16 protein-coding genes are annotated in these 20,253 nt (G+C 71.1%); 5 read left to right on the top strand and 11 right to left on the bottom strand.

Features of this window, described 5'->3' with window-relative positions; translation table 11 throughout:
- Window positions 1–15: 15 nt before the first annotated feature.
- On the bottom strand, window positions 16–3,144 hold the full coding sequence (locus JKJ07_RS15345) for a helicase HerA domain-containing protein (RefSeq protein ID WP_202992191.1): 3,129 nt from the start codon (window positions 3,142–3,144) through the stop codon (window positions 16–18).
- Window positions 3,144–3,824: a hypothetical protein gene (locus tag JKJ07_RS15350; RefSeq protein WP_202992192.1), complete on the bottom strand. Its 681-nt coding sequence runs from the start codon at window positions 3,822–3,824 to the stop codon at window positions 3,144–3,146. Before JKJ07_RS15350 ends, JKJ07_RS15345 begins: the two co-directional genes overlap by 1 nt.
- 432 nt (window positions 3,825–4,256) lie before the next feature.
- On the opposite strand from JKJ07_RS15350, the gene JKJ07_RS15355 reads away from it, so the two are divergent.
- Complete coding sequence (locus tag JKJ07_RS15355; protein ID WP_202992193.1) at window positions 4,257–8,252, top strand: WD40 repeat domain-containing protein; 3,996 nt, start codon at window positions 4,257–4,259, stop codon at window positions 8,250–8,252.
- A 63-nt stretch (window positions 8,253–8,315) separates the two neighbouring features.
- Complete coding sequence (locus JKJ07_RS15360; protein WP_202992194.1) at window positions 8,316–8,870, top strand: EXPERA domain-containing protein; 555 nt, start codon at window positions 8,316–8,318, stop codon at window positions 8,868–8,870.
- A gap of 15 nt (window positions 8,871–8,885) precedes the next feature.
- Here the strand turns inward: JKJ07_RS15360 and JKJ07_RS15365 are convergent, their stop codons facing one another.
- The 3 genes from JKJ07_RS15365 to JKJ07_RS15375 all read right to left on the bottom strand — a co-directional run bounded on the left by JKJ07_RS15365 (window position 8,886) and on the right by JKJ07_RS15375 (window position 10,998).
- Entirely contained in the window at window positions 8,886–9,251 is a 366-nt protein-coding gene (locus JKJ07_RS15365; RefSeq protein WP_202992195.1) for a hypothetical protein, read from the bottom strand.
- Window positions 9,252–9,400: 149 nt separating this feature from the next.
- Complete coding sequence (locus tag JKJ07_RS15370; protein ID WP_202992196.1) at window positions 9,401–10,126, bottom strand: CPBP family intramembrane glutamic endopeptidase; 726 nt, start codon at window positions 10,124–10,126, stop codon at window positions 9,401–9,403.
- Between the two features lie 29 nt (window positions 10,127–10,155).
- Window positions 10,156–10,998, bottom strand: coding sequence for a helix-turn-helix transcriptional regulator (locus JKJ07_RS15375; RefSeq protein WP_202992197.1), 843 nt, complete (start codon window positions 10,996–10,998; stop codon window positions 10,156–10,158).
- A 103-nt stretch (window positions 10,999–11,101) separates the two neighbouring features.
- Here JKJ07_RS15375 and JKJ07_RS15380 point away from each other — a divergent pair, with 103 nt between their 5' ends.
- Window positions 11,102–12,100 (top strand): aldo/keto reductase, encoded by a 999-nt coding sequence (locus JKJ07_RS15380; RefSeq protein ID WP_202992198.1) that lies wholly within the window; start codon window positions 11,102–11,104, stop codon window positions 12,098–12,100.
- A 141-nt stretch (window positions 12,101–12,241) separates the two neighbouring features.
- Window positions 12,242–13,540 (top strand): HNH endonuclease signature motif containing protein, encoded by a 1,299-nt coding sequence (locus JKJ07_RS15385; protein ID WP_202992199.1) that lies wholly within the window; start codon window positions 12,242–12,244, stop codon window positions 13,538–13,540.
- 368 nt (window positions 13,541–13,908) lie between these two features.
- Here the strand turns inward: JKJ07_RS15385 and JKJ07_RS15390 are convergent, their stop codons facing one another.
- The 5 genes from JKJ07_RS15390 to JKJ07_RS15410 all read right to left on the bottom strand — a co-directional run bounded on the left by JKJ07_RS15390 (window position 13,909) and on the right by JKJ07_RS15410 (window position 17,479).
- A complete protein-coding gene (locus JKJ07_RS15390; RefSeq protein WP_202992200.1) occupies window positions 13,909–14,331 on the bottom strand; it encodes a hypothetical protein in 423 nt (140 codons plus the stop codon).
- Window positions 14,332–14,389: 58 nt separating this feature from the next.
- Window positions 14,390–15,385, bottom strand: coding sequence for an ArsR/SmtB family transcription factor (locus tag JKJ07_RS15395; RefSeq protein ID WP_202992201.1), 996 nt, complete (start codon window positions 15,383–15,385; stop codon window positions 14,390–14,392).
- Window positions 15,382–16,764, bottom strand: coding sequence for a M1 family metallopeptidase (locus tag JKJ07_RS15400; RefSeq protein ID WP_202992202.1), 1,383 nt, complete (start codon window positions 16,762–16,764; stop codon window positions 15,382–15,384). Before JKJ07_RS15400 ends, JKJ07_RS15395 begins: the two co-directional genes overlap by 4 nt.
- 64 nt (window positions 16,765–16,828) lie before the next feature.
- A complete protein-coding gene (locus tag JKJ07_RS15405; RefSeq protein ID WP_202992203.1) occupies window positions 16,829–17,125 on the bottom strand; it encodes a hypothetical protein in 297 nt (98 codons plus the stop codon).
- A gap of 9 nt (window positions 17,126–17,134) precedes the next feature.
- Complete coding sequence (locus JKJ07_RS15410) at window positions 17,135–17,479, bottom strand: MmcQ/YjbR family DNA-binding protein (RefSeq protein WP_202992204.1); 345 nt, start codon at window positions 17,477–17,479, stop codon at window positions 17,135–17,137.
- A gap of 46 nt (window positions 17,480–17,525) precedes the next feature.
- Here JKJ07_RS15410 and JKJ07_RS15415 point away from each other — a divergent pair, with 46 nt between their 5' ends.
- A complete protein-coding gene (locus tag JKJ07_RS15415) occupies window positions 17,526–18,800 on the top strand; it encodes a cytochrome P450 (protein WP_202992205.1) in 1,275 nt (424 codons plus the stop codon).
- Here JKJ07_RS15415 and JKJ07_RS51730 read toward each other — a convergent pair.
- Window positions 18,777–20,240 carry a GGDEF domain-containing protein gene (locus tag JKJ07_RS51730; RefSeq protein WP_202992206.1) on the bottom strand — a complete coding sequence of 488 codons (1,464 nt, stop codon included), beginning with the start codon at window positions 20,238–20,240 and terminating at the stop codon, window positions 18,777–18,779. The two genes, JKJ07_RS15415 and JKJ07_RS51730, sit on opposite strands and share 24 nt — an antisense overlap.
- Window positions 20,241–20,253 lie beyond the last annotated feature (13 nt).

Here is a 20,253-nt window from a genome sequence, read left to right on the forward strand (position 1 = left end):
GCTTCCGTCACGGCTTCAACTGGCGGCTGCCGCACGTGCGAGAACTTCCTCGGTGGTGAGAGGGCTGCGGGGGTGGTGGCTCAAGCACAGCGGGGCGGTCAGCTTGACGAACGGGCCGCCCTCGACTGTTGCGTAGAACTGGCCGGCCTTGAGGCGGGCGACGTCGGCGATGGAGCTGCCCTTGGCGCGGGCCATGTCTTGCGCCGCGGCGATTTGGGCTGGGCTGTTGAGCAGGCCGAAGAACTGGGTGGCGGCGTTGCCGGGGATGCGGTTGTGCAGGCCCTTGGGCGCCTGGGTGGCGAAGATCAGGCCCAGGCCGTACTTGCGGGCCTGCGAGGCGAGCGCGAGCGTGCTCTGGGTGCAGGCGGTCATCGTGCCCGACGGGGCCAGGGTCTGGGCCTCGTCCATCACGAACAGGCCGCCGAGGGGGCGGTCGCCCGCCGGGTTGCGTTTGATCCAGGCGAACAGGGCGATCTGCAGCTGGTTGACGAAGTTCTGCCGCTGCTGGTCGTCGGGCAATCCCACGAAGCTGATCACGGAGACTCGGGCGCGGAAGCCGTCGGACGGGGTCAGCAGCTCACCCGGGTTCATGGGGGCGCCGCGGCCGCCGAACATCGGGTCGTTGACCATCGCCGCGGTGAGGAGTTGGGCCATGTTGCCGGCCAGCTTGGTCGCCTCGTCGAGCAGGCTGACGCCCTCCGGCAGCGCGTTGAGCAGGCCGATGAAGCCGCGCAGGTCGCTCCCGCCGGCCCGCGCGTAACTCAGCATCGCCTCCCGCAGCACGGCCCGGCCCAGCACCGCCTTGTCGGTCTTGCCGTCGACCCGGGCGTGCGGCGCCAGGGCCGCCACCGCGGAGTCGATCCCCGCCGCGAACGCGTCCGCGTCGTCCAAGATGTCGGCGAACTCCGGCAGCGGCTGGAAACTGATCGGGCGCCCACTGTCCCGGTTCGGCGTCCACACGACGACCTCGGTGTTCCGGAGGTAGTCGTCGGCGCGGGCGGCCTCCGCGGCATCCCAGCCTTCCGGCGTCGTGGGCCAGGGATCGCCCAGCCGGGCCAGGTCGTTGTTCGGGTCGAGCACGATCGTCGACACCCCGCGCAGCGCACACTCCTCGACGATCCGCCGGATCAGCACCGTCTTGCCCGACCCGGACCCCGCGAAGATCGCCGTGTGCCGCCGCATGGCCTCCAGATCGATGGTCACCGGGTCGCCGCCGTCCATCGGGGTGCCCAGCGGCAGGGACCCACCGGCCGGGGCCACGGCGGGGGTTGAGATCGGCGCCGGTGCCGAGGCCGTGCCCAGCGCCTCTTGCAGCAGCCCGATCGCCTTAGTGGGCTGCCGTTCACGGAACCACGGCAGGAGCCGGTCCGAGCCGTACTTGTCGATCAGGTCGGCCAGGGCTCGCAGCCGCTTGATGTCGTCGTCGCTGAAGGGCAGCACGACCCCGCCGGCCTCGGTGAAGTCTTTGACCACCTCACGCGTGCGGGCGCCCTGCGACCACGGGTGCACATCCAGGTTGCGCAACAGGAACAGCCGGCGCTTGGTGATCCCCGCAGTGAGCCCGGCGGTCGTGACGGCATTACGGATCCGATTGAGCACGGCGATGTGGTGGGTCGCGCACATGCCCCGGAACGCCCAGTGCTCCTCGTCCTCGGACTCCGCATCGAGGTCGTCCTCGGACAGGCTCAGCCGCAGTCGCGCGTGCAGGGCCGGCTTGCCGCCGGCGTGCGGGTCGATGCTGAACGCATCCCCGTGGGCGCCACGCTCCCCGATCCACGCCGTGAGGCCCGCCGTGAGCAGCGCGGGCACCTCCAGGTCTTCGGTGGCCTGATCCAGCGCGGGACTTGGGTCGGCGTGCCTGAGGAATTCGGCGAACTGCTCGTCGATCGGATCCAGGTTCTCGGCGGACTCCGTCGTGCTGACTCGCTCCGCGGCGGGAACGGCCCGCTCGGCTTGAGGATCCAGGTTTTCGAGCTCGGACACGGTCTCGGCACGCAGACAAGCGCGTACATGGGTATCGATGGCGCGCAGCAACTCGCGTGGCGTGTAGTCGGGCGCGTCGTCGAATGCGGCGGGACTGACTGGCCACGTCGGGTACGGCGGCGTGAAGCCGATGCTCTCGAAAGGCTGCGCGAAGCGTTTCTCGATCAGCTCCCGGCCCATGTCGGCCGTCGGGATCTTGCGAAGCTGCACGGCCTCGCGGAACCTGTCCTGCACGGTGTCGGTTGCCTGTGTGGTGATGTCTTCCCAGGTATGGGGCAAGCAAGTCACCACGGACAGGGACCGCCGAGTTGTTTCCCGCAGCGACATGAGGCCGCCTGCGACCTGCTCCAGTAGCAACGCGTGCTGCCACGCGCCAGCTCGGTCGCCCAGAACGCCGGTCACTTTGGCGGACTGGGCGACCAGCAGGTCGATCTGGTCGACCGCGATCACCGTAGGCCCGGTCAGGGCGAGCAACCGCGACACGTCCCGTACGACTTCCTGCGCCGAACGCTTGCCGCGCCGCATTCCCCAGGCAGCCCGTTGACCCGGCTCCTCCTCGTCGTTGGAGCAAAGAAACTGGTATCCGATGTCCTGCGATCCGGGATCTCCGCTCGCGAAGAGAATCAGGGCCCGTGCAGTGTCCTGGCTCTCCATGCCGATCTGGCGGTGATGTTTGCGGAGAAGGTCGATGAACGCGTCGAGGGCCGGACGGGTGAGCTCGCTGTCACCGACGGCGGCGCGATGCACGCCGCGGGTGGCCCCGATCACGGTGCCGAGCCGTCGCAGAAAGGTCTTCAGCTGGCTCTCACCCGAAGCTGTGGGTCGGGCGAATCCGTCCAGGATCGACAGCGCCCCGCTCCGCCAGAACGCGCTGGTCTCAAGCAGGCTGATCAGGAAGAAGTAGCCCCCGGCATCCTGCACCTGGGTGCGAACGGCACCGAGCAGATGTGTCTTCCCGCTGCCACGCTGGCCCAGGATCGCGACGCCGATCGGACTGGACTCGGTGCTTCGCTCGGCCTCGTCCACCCCGTCGAGCACCATGCGCACGACGTTGTGGTGAAGACCGTCCACGTGGAACGGGGCCGGTCTCCACACATCGTCGGGGGTGGGAGCCCAGTTGAACCTCAGCGCGGCCAGGGCACGCTGCTGCTCGGCATCCATCAGCGGCCGACGGCGAGGAGGTGTATGTCCTGGTTGCCGATGCGGACGGCCGCGGAGCGCTGGGCCGCCGTCAGCGCCTTCTGGTTTGACTCCGGAATCAGCGAGACGTCGGGCTCTCGCCCGAGACGCCGCAGAGCCTCGTCGACACTCGACTTGGACGCGTCGCTGACGGCCTGCCGGAGGTCATCCAGCATGACCCAAGCGCCCGGCTCGGCAGCCAGTTCCGCGTAAGCCTTACGAATGCGCGACTTCAGATCCTCCTGGGCGGCCGGCTTGCCGCGCGGCGCCGGAGCCGAAGCCGCCCTCGTCGTCATGGGGGCAGGTGATTGGCCGGCATAGGCCATGAAGAATTCCGCCGCCGACAGATCCTGCTTCTCGAAGTGCTGCCGTAAGACGTCGAGCAGTAGGTAGAGCGCCGCGCCGAGTGCGCCGGCCAAGGCAGGGACACCCGCGGAAGATTCTTTGATAGCCCGGCCCCAACCCTCTTCGGTGAGTTCCAAGGTCAGATACCGCGTGTCGGGCTTCAAAGTGATCAACTTCTGTTTGATCAGCTTCTCCCGATCGGACTTCTTGATATTGATCTTCGCGTGTGTCAAATGCCGAAGTTCCGTTGGTTCGGCCTTGACCATCAAGGCGAACAAGACGGCCCTTTGCGGATTGGTGAGTTCCCCTTCCGGCATGCAGCCGACCTCCCGAAACACACGACCGCGCCGCCGCAGCACCCTGTGGCCGCGGCTGGATACGGATCATCGAAATAGCGAGTTCGGGCCGATTGTGCCGACGCGGAACGGGCCGCGCAAGACGCTCGAACAAGCGGCCAAAATCCGACAAAGCACAATGTGGATCTCCGTATTCGCAGCTCGTCGCCGATACTGGAATGATCCGTGCGGAACGGCATTTTGATCAACCGATTGGTCGTTGCGATCCGGCTAATCACCGTGCAGCATTACCGCGGAGTGCGGCCCGGCTCGTCCCCGCTCTCCGTGCGCCCGCCCTCGCCCGCCCGATGGGGGTCCGATGTCCATGTCGTTCGCACACCGCCCGCCCGCGCTGCCGAGCAAGGAAAGCCCCGCACACCGCCCGCCCGCGCTGCCGAAGAGGGATGTTCCCGCGTGCCGCTGATCCCGATCGGCGCGAAGGTCGAGTCCTGGGCGGTGGCGCTGCATGCCACCGCCGACGACGAGGTGCCGCTCGGGGCCGGCTTCGTGGTGGATCAGACGCTCATCCTCACCAGCACGCCCGTGGCTTTCGCCGACGGTGAGCTCCGGGACCTGTGGGTCGCCTTCCCGCAGGCTCAGCACACCGAGCGGCGCAAGGTGCGGGCCTGCCGGCTCAACGGCCGCGCGGAACAGCGCATCGACATCGCCCTGCTCGAACTCGAGCAGCCCGTGCCCGTCTCGGTCACCCCGGCCCGGCTGCGGCTGGCCGCGACGCCGGGCCTGGTCGGCAGGCAATGGCGGGCCTGCGGTGCCGGCGGCCTGCGGGTCGAGGGCACGATCGGCGACGGCGGCCGCGAGGGCCTGGTGCGGCTGACCACCACGGCCGGGGACGCCGGAGTGACGCGCGGTTTCACCGGCGCCGCCCTCTGGTCCCCGAATTACCGGGCGGTGGTCGGGCTGGTCGTCGACGCGGAGGCCGGCCAGGCCCTCGTGCTGGCCCACGCCGACGAGCAGCTGCCCGGCCTGAAGCTGTCCGCGCTGGGCGACTGGCGGCTCGAGGACGCCGACGAGCCCAGCCTGGCCGCGTGGGGCTGGGCCCTGACCACCGACGACGAGGCCGGCCGGCACTGGCTGCCGCGGGCCCGCGGGGTGGCGAGCGGCGCCGAGAAGGGCTCGCGGTTCCGGGGCCGGAGCGCGGCGCTGCGAGAGCTGCGGTCCTTCCTCGACCGTCCCGAGGCGGCGGGCCGGCCGCTGGTGGTGACGGGTTCGCCAGGCGTCGGCAAGTCGGCGGTGCTCGGGCGGATCGTGACGACCGCCGACCCGGGTGTGGTCGCGGCGTTGCCGCCGGACGACATCGCCGAGCGGGCCACGACCGGGTCGGTCGCCTGCGCCGTGCACGCGAAGGGCAAGACGGCGCTGGAGATCGCCGAGGAGATCGCCCGCAGCGCCGCCGCCCGGCTGCCGCAGGCCCTGGTCGACCTCGTGCCGGCCCTGCGCTCACGGCTCGGCTCCCGCCCGGCCCGGTTCAACCTGGTCGTGGACGCCCTCGACGAGGTGGTCACCCCCGGCGACGCCCGCGCCCTGGTCGAGGAGGTGCTGGTGCCGCTGGCCCGCAGCTGCGCCGAGCTCGGGGCCCAGGTCGTGGTGGGCACCCGGCGGTCCGACGACGCCGGTGATCTGCTGGGCGGGTTCGGGGCGGACGCCCACGTGATCGATCTGGACGCCCCGGCGTTCTTCTCGGCCGAGGACCTCGCGGCCTACGCCCAGGCCACCCTGCAGCACGCCGGCGGGGGAGCGTACGCCGATCCGGTGGTCGCCGAACCGGTGGCGCGCCGGATCGCCGAGCTGGCCGACCGCAACTTCCTGATCGCCGGGCTGGTGGCCCGCACCCGCGCCCTGCGCGACGTCGAACCGGTCGACCCGGCACGGGTCTCGTTCACGGCCACGGTCGGCGACGCCCTCAACGAGTACGTTCACGACCTGCCCCCGGCGGGCGGCGCGTCCGCCGGGATGGCGCTCACGGCTCTCGCGTACGCGGAAACGCCCGGTCTGCCCATGGAGTTGTGGCGGCTCGCCGTGCGGGCGCTGGGCGCGGAGGTCGCGGCCGGGCAGCTGCGGGACTTCGCGAGATCGTCGGCGGCCAACTTCCTCGTCGAGAGCGGCGACCCCGAGCAGCCCACGTATCGCCTGTTCCACCAGGCCCTCAACGACGCGTTGCTGAGCAGCCGGGAGGAGGCGGGGCGGCGCCGGGACGACGAACGGCGGCTCGTCGGCGCCTGGCTCGGGCTGGGCCGGGCGGACGGGTGGGACGAGGCGCCCGAATATCTGCTGCGCTCGCTCCCGGCGCACGCGGCGCGGGCCGACCTGATCGACGAGTTGCTGGCCGACGACGGCTATCTGTTGCACGCCCGCCTGGAACGCCTGCTGCCGCACGCCGACACCGCCCGCACCGAGGCCGGCCGCGCCCGCAAGCTGTTGCTGCAGCGTACGCCGGTCGCGGTGACCGCCGAGCCGGAGGAGCGGGCCGCGCAGTTCTCGGTCGTCGACCGGCTCGACGCTCTCGGGGCCAAGGTGAGCACCTCGGGGGCCCGCTATCGGGCGCGCTGGGCCCACACGCCGCCGCGGCTCGAGCGTACGGTGCTGGAGGGGCATTCGCTGGCGGTGCACGACGTGTGCGCCATCGTCGTCGACGGGCGGAGCCTGCTCGCGTCGGGCGGCGAGGACGGCACGGTCCGGCTCTGGGATCCGATCACCAATCAGACCGTCCGCTCGTTCGCCTGTCACGACGACTGCATCCGGAGCCTGAGCGCCGTCACGGCCGGTGGGGTCACGCTGCTGGCGACGGCGAGCCACGACGGGACGATCGGCCTCTGGGATCCGCGCTCGGGAACGCACCGGAGCACCTTCGTGGGGCACGACGACTGGATCCGCAACCTGTGCTCGCTGCCGATGCCCGCGGGTGACCTGCTCGTCTCGGCCGGGGACGACCGGACCGTACGGATCTGGGACGTCGCCTCCGGAATGCCCGCGCGCACGCTGCGGGGGCACACCGGGTGGGTCACCGCCGTGACGCACGTTCCGGTCCCGCAGTCGTACGGGATCCTCGCGTCGGCCGGGTTCGACAGTTGCGTGCTGCTGTGGGATCCGCTCTCCGGCCGCTGTCTGCGCGAGCTGCACGGGCACGACGGCTGGGTGACCACGCTGTATCCGGTCGTGACCGACAAGTGGACCCTGCTCGCCTCGGGCGGCTACGACGGCACGGTGCGGCTGTGGGATCCGATCGGCGGGCGGGAGGTCGCGACGCTGACCCCCGGGTCGGGGCCGATCACCGACATCTGCACGATCCGGTCCGAGCAGGGCTGCATCCTCGCCGTGACCGGGGAGGACGGCACGGTCCGGCTGTGGGACGTCGAGACCGGCGTCGAGCGGCGGGGGCTGCGCGGGCACGCGAGCTGGATCCGGGCCGTCTGCGAGCTGCCGGTGAGCGGGCGCAACCTGCTGGCCACCGCGGGCGACGACGGCACCGTACGGGTGTGGGATCCGCGCGGCGACCTGCCCAGGGCGGTCCGGGAGAGCGAGCTGCCGGGCCTGGTGGCCGACGTCAGCGCGGTCCGGCGGGGCGACGAGACGCTGGTCGCGACGGCCGGGGGCGACGGCGCGATCCGGCTCTGGGAGCTGGCCACGGGAGCGGCCCGCGGCGAGCTGGGGTCGCACTTCGGGCCGGTCAACGCGCTCTGCGCGACCGAGTCGGGGCTGGCCTCGGCGGGCGAGGACGGGCACGTCCTGCAGTGGGACGTCGACGGCCACGAGCCGCCCGAGCCGTTCCAGGCGCACGAGGAGCCGGTCAAGGCGGTCTGCGTCGTCGACCGGCACGGCGAGCCGATCATGGCGTCGGCCGGGGACGACATGACCGTACGGCTGTGGGAACCGCGGACGGCGCGGCCGGTCGACGGGCTGATCGGCCACCGGAACTGGGTGACCTCGCTGACGACGGTCGTGCGGGACGGCCGGCAGGTGCTGGCGTCGGCCGACAAGAACGGCGTGGTCCGGTTGTGGGACGGCGCGGGCGGCCGGCTGTGGGAGCAGAACCATCACAACGACGGCGTGAACGCGTTGTGCGCCCTGCAACTGCCGGACAGGCAGGTGGTGGTGTCGGCCGGGATCGACTGCACGATCCGGCTGTGGGATCTCGTCGACGGCCGCCCGATCCGGGTCCTGACCGGGCACACGGCCGAGGTCACGGGGGTCACGCCGGCGGTGCTCGACGGGCGTACGGTGCTCGTGTCGTGCGGGCTCGACCGGACCGTACGGGTGTGGGATCCGCGCCTCGGCAAGTCGCTGCTCGTCATCCCGGTGCATCACCGCGCGCTGGCCGTCCGTCAGATCGACGACCACCTGATCGTGGGTCTCGACCGCGGCCTGCTGGCCCTGACCCTGGGCCGGCTCTGACCCTGGGCCGGACGGCGAAGCGGCGGTGGACCTGCCGGTGAAAGATGCCTAAGATCCACGGCGATGGATTCCTTGGCTCCGGTGCCTCTGCGCAAACGGCCCGTCGACCTGTTCTTCGTGGCGTTTTTCGTGTTCAACGCGGTCGTCGTCACGTACACGATCGACATCGAGCAGTTGGTCATCGACGATCCGGACCGATTCAGCTATCCGCTCTGGCCGCCGCCGCCCGTCGTCGACTTCATCCACTGGTACGGGCGGTCGTTCGACCCGCTGCTGATGGCCCGGCCGGCCTTCTGGCAGATGACCATCTGGATCGATGTCCTGCTCTTCGGCCCGTTCTATCTGGCCGCCGTCTACGCGTTCGTCCGGTCGCGGTCCTGGATCCGGGTGCCGGCCCTGGTCTGGTCCGGCATGATGGCGTCCAACGTGCTGATCATCCTGATGGAGCAGCGGTTCGGCGTCTCCGCCAGCCCGCACTTCGGCGTCGTGCTTGGGGCCTACCTGCCGTGGCTGCTCGGAGCGGTCGCGATGTTCCTGCGGATGCGCAAGGCCGAGCCGTTCCCCGAGGGCGACGCGGCCGGCCGGAGCCGCCGCGCCGCACTTGCCCCATCCGCCTGACGACCCCTTAGCGCTTCAGTTCGTAAGTCCTTCGGGGGTTGACGGTTCGGGGCTTCGATGCGGCCAGTCGGTGATCGGGCTGATGAGGACCTCGCAGACGAAGTCGAGGGCGTCTTCGGTGGTGCCGCTGAACCAGTACTGGTCTTCGTAGCTGTTGTTGCTGGCCCGGTAGGTAGCCAGGCGCCAGCGGTGGGCGGATCCGCTGTAACGCAGTCGCATCACCGGTAGCTGCTGCTGCCCGCCGGTCAACTCGACGCTGACGTAGGCGAACTGACCGTGGTAGCGCACGTGGACTCCGGTCAGCTGCGGCCATTTCTGCTCGGCCTGTGCCTGCAGCCGCTGCGGCAGGGACGTCTTCGTGGAGGCAGGAATGACCGGCATGGTCACATCCTGCCCCTGCGGCGTGTCCTGCCGGGCTGCGGCACGCCTGGTCGGCATCCTCGACCGGCCCTCAAGCGAGATCATCTTCGATGGAAGCTGGCCGGTGCCCGTCCCTCACGCACGTCTGATCATCTTGACCCGCCCAAGCACTAAGCGAAGCTGGTTGTCGCCAGAGCGGCCGCGACTAGCAGGCCCAAGCCGTTCGTGGCCCAATGCAGGGCGGCCGCGGCTAAGAGGCTTCCGCTGCGGCGGCGGAGTTCGCACAGGAGCAGGCCGGCCACGGCGGTGAACGCGACCGCTCCCAGGACGGCCAGCACGCGACCGGTGGTGCCGGCGCCGACCGCGTCTCCGACGGCCTGGTTGGCTGAGTTCAGGCGTAAAGACGGGAGGATGTGCCACAGGCCGAACAGGACTGAGGATGTGATGCTGGCCCAGACGGCGCCGCGGTGGCGGTTGATCACGCCCATCAGGACGCCGCGGAAGGCGATCTCCTCCAACAGCACGGTGCCCAGCGGGACGATGATGAAGGCTGCCATCAAAGCCGCGCCCGGGTGCAAGTGGTAGCGGACGTCGTGGAAGGCGGGGCGGGTCCACGGGAGGGCTACGCCGATGGCGTAGACGAGAGCTACGGCCAGGATCGCGCCGACGGCATACTTCAGGCCGGGCACCAGCGTACGGCGGGAAAGTCCTAAGTCGTGCCAGGTGAGGCCGGCTCGGCGGGCAAGGAGCACCAGGAAGGCCGCGACGAGGGGGCCGGCGACCAGGCCGGTGTGGGGTGGGCCGAACTTGTCGGCGACGTTGACCGCGGCCAGGATGGGGACGACCGCGCCGAGCAGGAGAAACAGGCGGCGGCGGGACGGGTGGGTGGCAGGCATGACCGGGGAAGCGTACCCGGATGCGGGCGTCATACTCCGGCGGTGAACTCCTGCAGGCCCAGCACGCGCAACAGCTCGTAGCGCTCGCGTGACGGCGCGTCGGCGGGAGTGAGCACGAGCAGCATCTGGCGCTGATCGGGCGTCATCAGTGTCTCGCAGTCCATGACCAGGGGACCCACCCGTGGATCAAGGAACGTCTTACGGTCGGCGCGGCGCACGCCGACCTCGTGTTCGGACCAGCGGGCGCGGAATTCCTCACTTTCCTCCGACAGGTGCGCGATCAGCCGTACGAGGGAAGGGTCGTCATGCCGGCGCCCGGCCACCGCACGCAGGTCCGCCACCGTGGCCCGGCTCAGGTGATCATGCTCTTCGACCGGATGCAGGGCGCGGATGGCCGGCTCGGTGAACCACCGGTAGATGTGGAAGCGCCGATCGCCGGTCAGACCGGTCTGCACGCCGCCGAGCAGCAGCGAACCCCGGGACTGGGCGAGGGTCTCGCCGAGATCGGACAGGACCATGGCCACGGTGTCGCCGAGCAGATCCAGCATCCGTACGAGACCCTGGCGGGCCAGGCGTGACGAGCTCTCGGCGGGCGGGGGCTGGTGGCCGGCCAGATGGAACAGGTGATCACGCTCGTCGTCGGAGAGCCGCAGCGCGCGGGCCAGGGCGCCCAGCATCTGGGTCGACGGCTGGCTGCTGCGGCCCTGCTCGAGCCGTACGACGTAGTCGCTCGACATGCCGGCCAGCATCGCCACCTCCTCGCGACGCAGCCCGGCGGTGCGGCGGCGGGGGCCCTCGGCCAGACCCGCCTCGGCCGGGCGGATCGCCTCGCGGCGGCGGCGCAGGAAGTCGGCTAGCTCTTCACGCTGCATGAAATCCATCCTCGCCGGGCCCGTGCGGGCTATCCAGGGAGCGGCTCTCCCACGATAAGCGCTCCGCTCCCGTCACCGCCGCGATCGGCGCAGGCTGGTCTCCATGCAGACACGAAACCTGGGCAAGAACGGCCCCACCGTCTCGGCGCTCGGCCTCGGCGCGATGGGCATGTCGAACGGCGTCTACGGCACCTCGGAGCGCGCGGAGAGCATCGCCACGGTGCACGCCGCGCTGGACGCGGGCGTCACGCTGATCGACACCGGCGACTTCTACGGCATGGGTCACAACGAGTTACTGCTGGCCGAGGCGTTGCGCGGCCGGCCTCGCGACAGCTACCAGCTGAGCGTCAAGTTCGGCGCGCTGCGCGGCCCCGACCACTCGTGGGGCGGCAACGACGGGCGGCCCGCGGCCGTGAAGAACTTCCTGGCGTACTCGCTGAACCGGCTGGGCGTCGACTACATCGACGTCTACCGGCCGGCCCGGCTCGACCCGGCGGTCCCGATCGAGGACACAGTCGGCGCGATCAAGGAGATGATCGACGCCGGGTTCGTCCGGCACGTCGGGCTGTCCGAGGTCGACGCGGCGACGATCCGGCGGGCCCACGCCGTGCACCCGATCGCCGACCTGCAGATCGAGTACTCGCTGATCTCGCGCGCCGTGGAGGGCGACATCCTGCCCACGCTGCGGGAGCTGGGTGTCGGCCTGACCGCGTACGGGGTGCTCAGCCGGGGTTTGATCTCGGGGCACTGGAACGCGGCGCGCGGCGGCGAGGCGGGCGACTTCCGCGGGATGACGCCACGATTCTCCGGCGACAACCTGGACCACAACCTGACGCTGGTCGAGGCGCTGCGCCGGGTGGCCGCGGCCAAGGGCTGCACGGTCGCCCAGCTGGCCATCGCCTGGGTGGCGGCCCAGGGCACGGACATCGTCCCGCTGGTGGGGGCCCGTACGAGGGAACGCCTTGCCGAGGCCCTGCCGGCGCTCGACCTCACGCTGACCGCCGACGACCTGGCCGAGATCGAGAAGGCGGTGCCGGCGGGCGCGGCCCGGGGCGACCGCTACCCGACCGCGATGATGGGCAGCCTGGGCGCGGGTAACTAGCGTCCCGCCTGGACAGCGCGACGGGGTTCGGGCCGTCCGGGCGGAAACAACTTTGGTGTGGTTGGCAAATAGTGGATGTCGATCACTTGTGCCCGGATTTGGGCTCGCTTTCTGTCGTACGTGTGTACGAAGATGCTCGCCATGTTGGTGGACGAAGTGGTGCAGCTGGGGCAGGAAGCGGCAAAGCTTGCCGCCGCTCCGCTGTGGCCGCTCGCCGACGACGAGATCACCGCGGGCCTGGCGGCGGCCCATCGGCTGGAACAAGTCGCGGTGGCGTTGCAGGCCCGGTTGACGCATCATGCCGACGAGCTGGGTCTGACCACCAGGAACGGCTACCGCGGCACCAAGGCCTGGTTGCGGGAGCAGTTGCTCCTCGATCCGAGCGCGGCTCGCGACCTCGCGAACCGCGCCACCGTCCTGGCCCGTCACCCCGCCGTGGAGCAGGCCCTGATCGACGGGCGAGTCGACGTCCGGCAGGCGACGGAGATCGCGGCCCTCACGCAGACCGCGGCCGACGGCCTGGCCGAACTGCGCCAGGCCGACCCGGCGATCCTTGACCCAGCGGCGGCCGACGAGATCGTTCGGCAGGCCACCACCGCCCTGATCGACTGGGCCGACCGGCTACCCGCGTATCAGCTGCGCCACATCGGCGGACGCATCCTGGCCCACGTCGCCCCGCATGTGGCTGAACGGGCCGATCAGCTCGCCCTGGCCCGGCAGGAGGACCGCGCTCATCAGGCCCGGGGCTTCACCATGTCCCATCCGGCGGCAGGCCTGGTGCGCCTGTCCGGCATGCTCGGCCTGGAGGAGGCGGCCGTGGTGCAGGCCGCCTTGCACCCGCTGTGCCGGCCCCTTCCGGACGACGACCGGCGGCCCGCACAACGCCGGGCCGACGCGCTGATCGACATCTGCCGGCTCGCCCTGCGTACCGGGGAATTGCCCGAGTCCGGCGGCGAACCCGTCCAGCTGACGGTCGCCGTCAAGTTCGACCCGCTCACCCGGGCCCTCGGCACAGCCGCCACCGACACCGGGCAGCGACTGTCCGCCGCGGCCGCACGGCGGTTCGCCTGCGACGCCAAGATCCTGCCCGCCGTCCTCGGCGGCGAAGGCCAGGTCCTCGACCTCGGACGCAGCCACCGCCTGCCGACCGGGCCGCTCCGGCGCGCGCTGCATCTACGCGACGGTGGCTGCACGTTCCCCGGCTGCGATCGCCCGCCACGGTGGACCGACGCACACCACCTTGTCAGCTGGATGGACGGCGGTCCGACCTGCCTTGAGAATCTGGTGCTGCTCTGCCGCCACCATCATCGGCTGATCCATCACCCGACCGCGGGCTGGCAGATCCGTCTTGACGCCGATCAACGACCTGAGTTCATCCCGCCGGTGGACGTAGACCCGGCTCAACGGCCCCGCCGCAATCTCTACCACCCACGCCTGTAGGCGGGGTGTCGCGGGCCTCCACCTCGTCCAGACCGGGCCGTCGGGGCGACCGCGCCAGGGTGCCGTTGCTCAGCGCCTCGCCGCCGTCGGGAACGGCGACCGAGATGTCGAAGCGCGCCTTGCCGGGGTGGCGCCCTGCCGATCGAGCGTCTGCTCCAACGTACGAAGATCCTCGTCACGGCCGACGAACGGGTTGGCCGGCGCACGAGGAGAACCCTCCAACCGAGCCGGCATCGGCACCGGAAGCCTGCACACCCCCATGGCACATGCCTGCACCCGGCCAACCCGGACTGGAATCGCCGGACGGACATCACCTGGCGATGATCGGCAAACCACCCGAAAGCGGAGGTGGCGGCAGTCGAAGACTGTCAGCCCGGAGGGGCGTCCAGGGGGTCGGAGAGGGTGCCGCGGAACATCATGCGGAAGTGGGAGATGCTGTAGCCCAGGTTGCGGGTGTAGCAGCTGCCGCCGACGCGGTCGACGTAGTCGATGTAGCTGCCGCTGAGGGGGTAGATCCGCAGACGGACCTCCCAGTCGTCGTTCTCGTTGTCGCAGACTCGGATGTTGCGGATCTGGTCCTCGTTGGATGTGTTGCTGCTGACCGTTACCGAGCCGAGGTCGTCGCCCCACGTCGTTTCGTTGACGCCGATCTGGTACGTGTAGCTGGGGCCGTTCTGGTGCTCGGTGTAGCGGAACTTCCAGCTCGCGGCGAAGGCCGGGGCCGGGTTGGCGAGCAGCGAGCCCGCGACCATCACCGCGCCCGCCGTCAGGGCACTCAGGAGACGTTTCATGCGGAGGACGGTAGGGCCGGCAGTGCAGGGGCCCCAACGTCTTTCGACGGCGGTCGAATCATGGATAAAGCTCGAGCAGGGCCCGGCCGCGGTCGGTCAGGCGGTAGTAGACGGTGTTGCCCTGCCGGTGGGCGCTGACCGTGTCGCCCGCCAGCAGGACGGTCAGGTGATGCGAGACGGTGCTGGGGGCCAGGCCGAGCTCGTCGGCCAGTTCGCTGGTCGTGGCGGCCCGGGCCAGCCGGCGCAGGATCACCGTCGGGCGGGGGCCGAGCAGCGCGGCCAGCGGGTCGTCGCGGCCGCGGGGGCGGGCCTCGTTGTCGAACAGGGCCAGGTTGGGCGGGGCGTACGAGAATCGCACCCCGCCGGTGGTGGTGAGCGCGCCGGTGAGGTTGGCGCTGTAGGTCAGGGGTGCGCTGACGACCGGGACCAGGGTGAGTGACCGCGCCCGGAGCTGGCGGGACGCGCCGCCGGGGGAGCGGGGCTCGTGGCGCAGCCTGTCCGGTCCGATGCTGAGGCTGGGATGCAGGCGCTCCAGCAGGCGCCGGGTGGGCCCGTCGACTAGCGCACCCTCCAGCAGTTCGGCCTCGCGTCGCAGCCGGCCGAACAGGTCGGGGTAGACGCGCCGGACGACGAGGTCGTGATAGCGGCGCAGCGTGTCGACGTACGCGCCGAGGGCCCGGGCCGGGGCGTCCAGCCACGACCGGAAATGCTCCGGGACGTCGCCCGTGAACTCGTCGGCGATGGCCGTACGGATGTCGCCGCCCGCCTCGCCGATCAGCTCGAGCTCCTCGGCGAAGGTCATCGTGCCGGGGCGGCCCGGGTGCAGCGCGTCGGGGATGCGGGGGTCGTGGCGGTTGCCGATCGGGGCCAGGGCCGACAGGTCGAGCGGCCGGGCCAGCGAGTGGATCGCCGCCTGCACGGCGCTCGGCAGCCGGCCCCGCAGCACCCCGAACGCCTCGACCACGCTGGTCATGGTGGTGCTGAGCGGGCTGACCGACACCGCGACCGGCAGCCGGCTGACATCACCGACGAGGACGTCGACCGCGGCCTTCACGATGGGCGCGCCGGCTTCGACGGCGTGTACAGCCAGGCCTGGAAGAACGGGCCCAGGTCGCGGCCGGAGAGGCGTTCGGCCAGGGCGACGAACTGGGCGGTGGTGCCGTTGCCGTACCGGTGCTCGGCCGGCCAGGCGCGCAGGATCTTGAAGAAGGCCGGGTCGCCCACGGTCACGCGGAGCGCCTGCAGGGTCATCGGGCCGCGGAAGTAGATCTCCGGTGTGATGACGGGGACGCCCGGGTCGCCCAGCGGCAGGGTCCACACCGTGTCGTCGTCCGGGAAGCCGTCGTAGTACTCGTCGAAGAGTTGTTGGGCCGGGGCGTCGCCGGTGTGCTCGGACCAGAGCCACTCGGCGTAGACGGCGAAGGCCTCGTTGAGCCAGATGTCCTGCCACCTGGTCAGCGAGACGCTGTCGCCGAACCACTGGTGCGCGTTCTCGTGCACGACCACATTGGGGTTGGGGCCGCGGCGGAAGTGGCTCGTGCCGTACGTGGGCCGGGTTTGGGTCTCGAGCGAATACGGCAGCGCGTCGGGTGGGGTGACGACGCCGCCCTGCGACTCGAACGGGTACGGGCCGAAGAGGCTGCTCTCCCAGGCGACGATCTCGGCGGTGCGGCCGACGCTGGCCCGGGCGGCCGCTTCGAGCTCGGGGGTGAGCAGCTGGGAGTACGCGATTATCGAGTTGCGGGTCCTCTCGATGTCGTACTGCCCGATCGCCAGGAAGGCCAGATAGGTGGCCATGGGGTGGGCCGAGTGCCAGCTCCACCTCGTCCAGCCCGGCCCGTCGGGGGACGGCGGGTGTGGCAGTGTGCCGTTGCTCAGCACCTCGACACCGGTGGGAACGGCGACCGAGATGTCGAAGCGCGCCTTGTCGGCCGGGTGGTCGTTGGCCGGGAACCACCACCACGCCGCCTCGGGCTCGCCGGCCGCCACGGCGCCGTCGGGAGTGCGGAACCAGGCGCCGGTTGTGCTGGACGGAATGCCTGAATAGGCCACCCGTACGGTCATGGTGTGGCCCCGGCGCAGCGGCCGGGCCGGCGTCACGACCAGCTCGTGGTCGCCGCTGCGGGCGAACCGGGCGGCCCGGCCGTCGACAGTCACGGACTTCACGCCCAGCCGGAAGTCGAGATCGAAGCGGCTCAGATCCTGCGTGGCCCGGGCCTTGATGGTCGTGCTGCCGGAAAGCTCGTCGGTGGCGGGCTGATAGCGCAGGCGGATGTCGTAGTGCTCGACGTCGTAGCCCCCGTTGCCGTAATCGGGGTAGTAGCTGTCACCGATGCCCGCCGCACCCGGCTGCGGCGGCGCGGCCTGCGCGGGCGCGACGGGACCGGCCAGGACCATCACGACGGCGCTCAGCACCGCTGCCATCCGCCTCATAGCCGGACGCTATCGAACTCCGTTGATCCTTTGTGCCCCGTGCCGCTCGTGACGGTCGGAGCGGTCAGCGGCGGTCGGCGGCGGCGTAGGAGATGGCTGCGGTGGCGGCGGAGACGGCCAGGACCGCGGGCCAGGAGCCAATTTTCTTGGCCAGCGGGTGGGACAGGCCGAAGGCGCCGACATACGTGGCGACCAGCGCCGTGGTGACGGCCGGGGACGTGTGGCGCGACCATTCGCGGCCCGCGAGGACGCCGCCGGCGGCCAGGACCGCGCCGCCCAGCGGGCGGATGCCGGTGCGGCGGGCCAGTTGCCAGCCGCCGATCAGGGAGGTCGTGGTGATCGCCGCCGTGGGGATGCGCATGGGGGAAGGTTACCGGGGCGGGCGTTCCTTCTTGGGCAGCCGCGCCACCACATCGTCGTACGAGGAATCGACGGCCTCGAGCAGCTCGTCGTCGGGGATCGCGCCGGTCAGGCGCAGGCGGTTCCAGCCGTAGCGGCCGATGTAGGCCAGGGGCTCGGCGTCCTTCGGGTAGCGGGTCAGCCACTCGTCGGCGACCGTGCGGTCCTTGCCGCATTTGACGCCGACCGCATCCGCCGAGCCGCAGAACGCGAAGATCTTGCTGCCCACCTTGACGACCGTGTCGCCCTCCCAGGGCTGGTCGGCCCAGGCGCCGGGCTTGCCGAGGCAGTGAGCGAGCAGTTCTTGCGGATCCATGGACTGCAGCCTATGCCGGGCGGGTCGGGGATCGTACGGTGAAGCGATGGACGTCGTTCTTCCGGACGGGCCCGGCAGTCCGCGCCTCGTTCAGGTGCTGCAGTTCGCCGCCTCACGGCGCGGGACGATGCGGCGGATGCGGGACAGGTACGGCTCGGCGTTCACCGTGCAGTCGCTGAACCTGGGGCGGATGGTGATGCTGTCCGACCCGCAGGAGGTGCGGGAGCTGCTGCAGGCGGCGCCCGAGCTGGCCGACACCCCGGACGCCAATCTGGGCTCGGTGCTCGGGCCGGGGTCGATGTTCGCGATCGCGGGCGAGGAGCACCGCCGGCAGCGCAAGTTGCTCACGCCGCCGTTTCATGGGCGCCGGCTGCGGGCGTACGAGGGGATCATCGAGGTCGAGACGCGGCGCGAGACGGCGTCGTGGCCGATGAACAAGCCGTTCCCGGTCATGCCGTCGACCATGCGGATCACCCTCAACGTCATTCTGCGCGCGGTCTTCGGGGCCGACGGGGACGAGCTGGACGAGCTGCGCGTGCTGCTGCCCAAGGCCGTACGGCTGGGGTCGGTGCTGGCCGTGCTGCCGGTGTTGCGGCTCGAGCTGGGCGGGCAGGGGCCGGGCGCCCGGTTCGCGCGGCATCGGCGGCGCTACGACGAGATCGTGGACGTGCTCATCGCGCGGGCGAAGGCCGACCCGCGGCTGGCCGAGCGGGAAGACGTGCTGGCCATGCTGGTGCAGTCGCGTTACGACGACGGGTCGGCGATGAGCCGCGACCAGATCGCCGACCAGCTGCTGACCCTGCTCGCGGCCGGGCACGAGACCACGGCGACCACGCTGGCCTGGGCCGTCGAGCGGCTGCGACGCCATCCCGAGGTGCTGGCGAGACTGAACGACGCCGGGGACGAGCTGTTCGACGCGACGGTCACCGAGGTGCAGCGGGTGCGCCCGGTCATCGAGATGACGTCGCGGCAGGTGCGGGCGGAGTCGCTGCGGATCGGCCGCTGGACGTTTCCCCGCGGCACCGTGGTCACCGCCGGCATCGCCCTGGTGCACGACGACGCGACGTTGTTCCCCGAGCCGGAGCGCTTCGACCCGGACCGGTTCCTGAGGGCCCGGGCCGACGGCTGGATCCCGTTCGGCGGGGGAGTGCGGCGCTGCCTCGGGGCCGCGTTCGCCTCGCTCGAGATGCGCGTCGTCCTGCGGACGATCCTGCGCGATTTCGTGCTCGAGCCGACCACCGCCGCGCCGGAACGCTCGCACAACCGGGGCATCGCCGTGGCCCCGGCCCGTGGCGGCCTAGCTGTGGTCCGGCGTCGCTAGATCGTGGTGCACGCGGTTGCGGCCGTTGTTCTTCGCCGTGTACATCGCCGTGTCGGCGCGGCGGAGCTCCGTCTCGGGGTTGGCGCCCGAACAGGCGGTGATCACGCCGATGCTGGCCCCGATGTAGACCGGCCGGGCCGGGGTGTCGAACGGCTCGGACAGCGCCGCGACGATGCGGTCGGCGACCGTCTTGGCCGTCTCGTCGTCGGTCCACGGCAGGATCACCGCGAACTCGTCGCCGCCCAGCCGGGCCACCACATCTCCCGTACGGACAATGGTGTTGATTCTCTGGGCCACCGCGACCAGCACCGCGTCGCCGGCTTCGTGGCCGCAGGTGTCGTTGACCGGCTTGAAGCCGTCGAGGTCGATGTAGAGCAGCGCGGTCGGGCCGACGGACTCGCCCAGCGCGGCCGCCCACCGGTCGTGGAACCGGCGGCGGTTGGCCAGGCCGGTCAGCTGGTCGGTGGTGGCCTGCTCCTCGACCGCCCGCAAAGCGCCCGCCAGCAGCCGCACGAGGCCGTCCAGCCGCGCGATGACCAGCAGGAACAGCACCGTGCAGCCGGCCACGATGACCGGCACGTCGATCGGCATGCCGCGCAGCCACTCGATGGCCAGCACGGCCGGGGCCATCAGGCTCGCCACGGCCAGCGCGGCCACGCGGCGCCGGGGCGCGGGACTCTCGGCGGTCTGCGGGCTCCGCTCGGCCAGCGCGCGCACCGACGGGTGCAGCGCCGCGGCCCCGCCCAGCGCCTGCATGGCGATCCAGCCCAGGTCGACGATGTTGCCCGCGGTGTAGCCGATGCTCAGCTCGAGCAGCGCGTACCCGATGTCGGCGTACAGCAGGGCGGCGATGCTCGCGACGAGCAGCTTGAACGCCGGCGGGCGGTCGCCCTTGCCGGTGACCAGCCGCGAGAGCACGGTCAGGACCAGCAGGTCCGAGATCGGATAGGCCAGGGAGACCGCGCGGGCGAGCGGGCTCAGGTCCTCGGCCCGCACGTACGGCACGATCAGGAACACCCAGGCCAGCATCGCCGCGCCGGTCGAGAGCACGAGCGCGTCGATCAGGCCGGGCCGGTCACGTCCGGGGCGGCGGGCCCGCACCAGGCCGACGACCGAGATCGCGAGCAGCACCGCGAAGGTCAGGTACAGCACATCCACGTACGAGGGGAAGACGTCGCCGCCCGTGGTGAAGTGCTGGATCCAGTACGCCACCTCGGCCAGCGCGAAGCAGGCCCGCGCGGCCGCCATCAGATACCACGGCCACCGTACGGCCGGCTTGTGCCGCCGCACCCCGGCCACGATCGCCACGGCGGCCGACATGCCGACGCCCGCCACGATGGTGGCCTGCACCCACTCCGCGGGGAACGCGTAGTAGACGACGCCCGCCACGGCGCAGACGGCGAGGTAGACCTGCCAGGCAGCAAACCGCCACCGATCCACCACGTACCCCCTG

This window comes from Paractinoplanes lichenicola, assembly GCF_016785085.1.
Lineage (GTDB): Bacteria > Actinomycetota > Actinomycetes > Mycobacteriales > Micromonosporaceae > Actinoplanes > Actinoplanes lichenicola.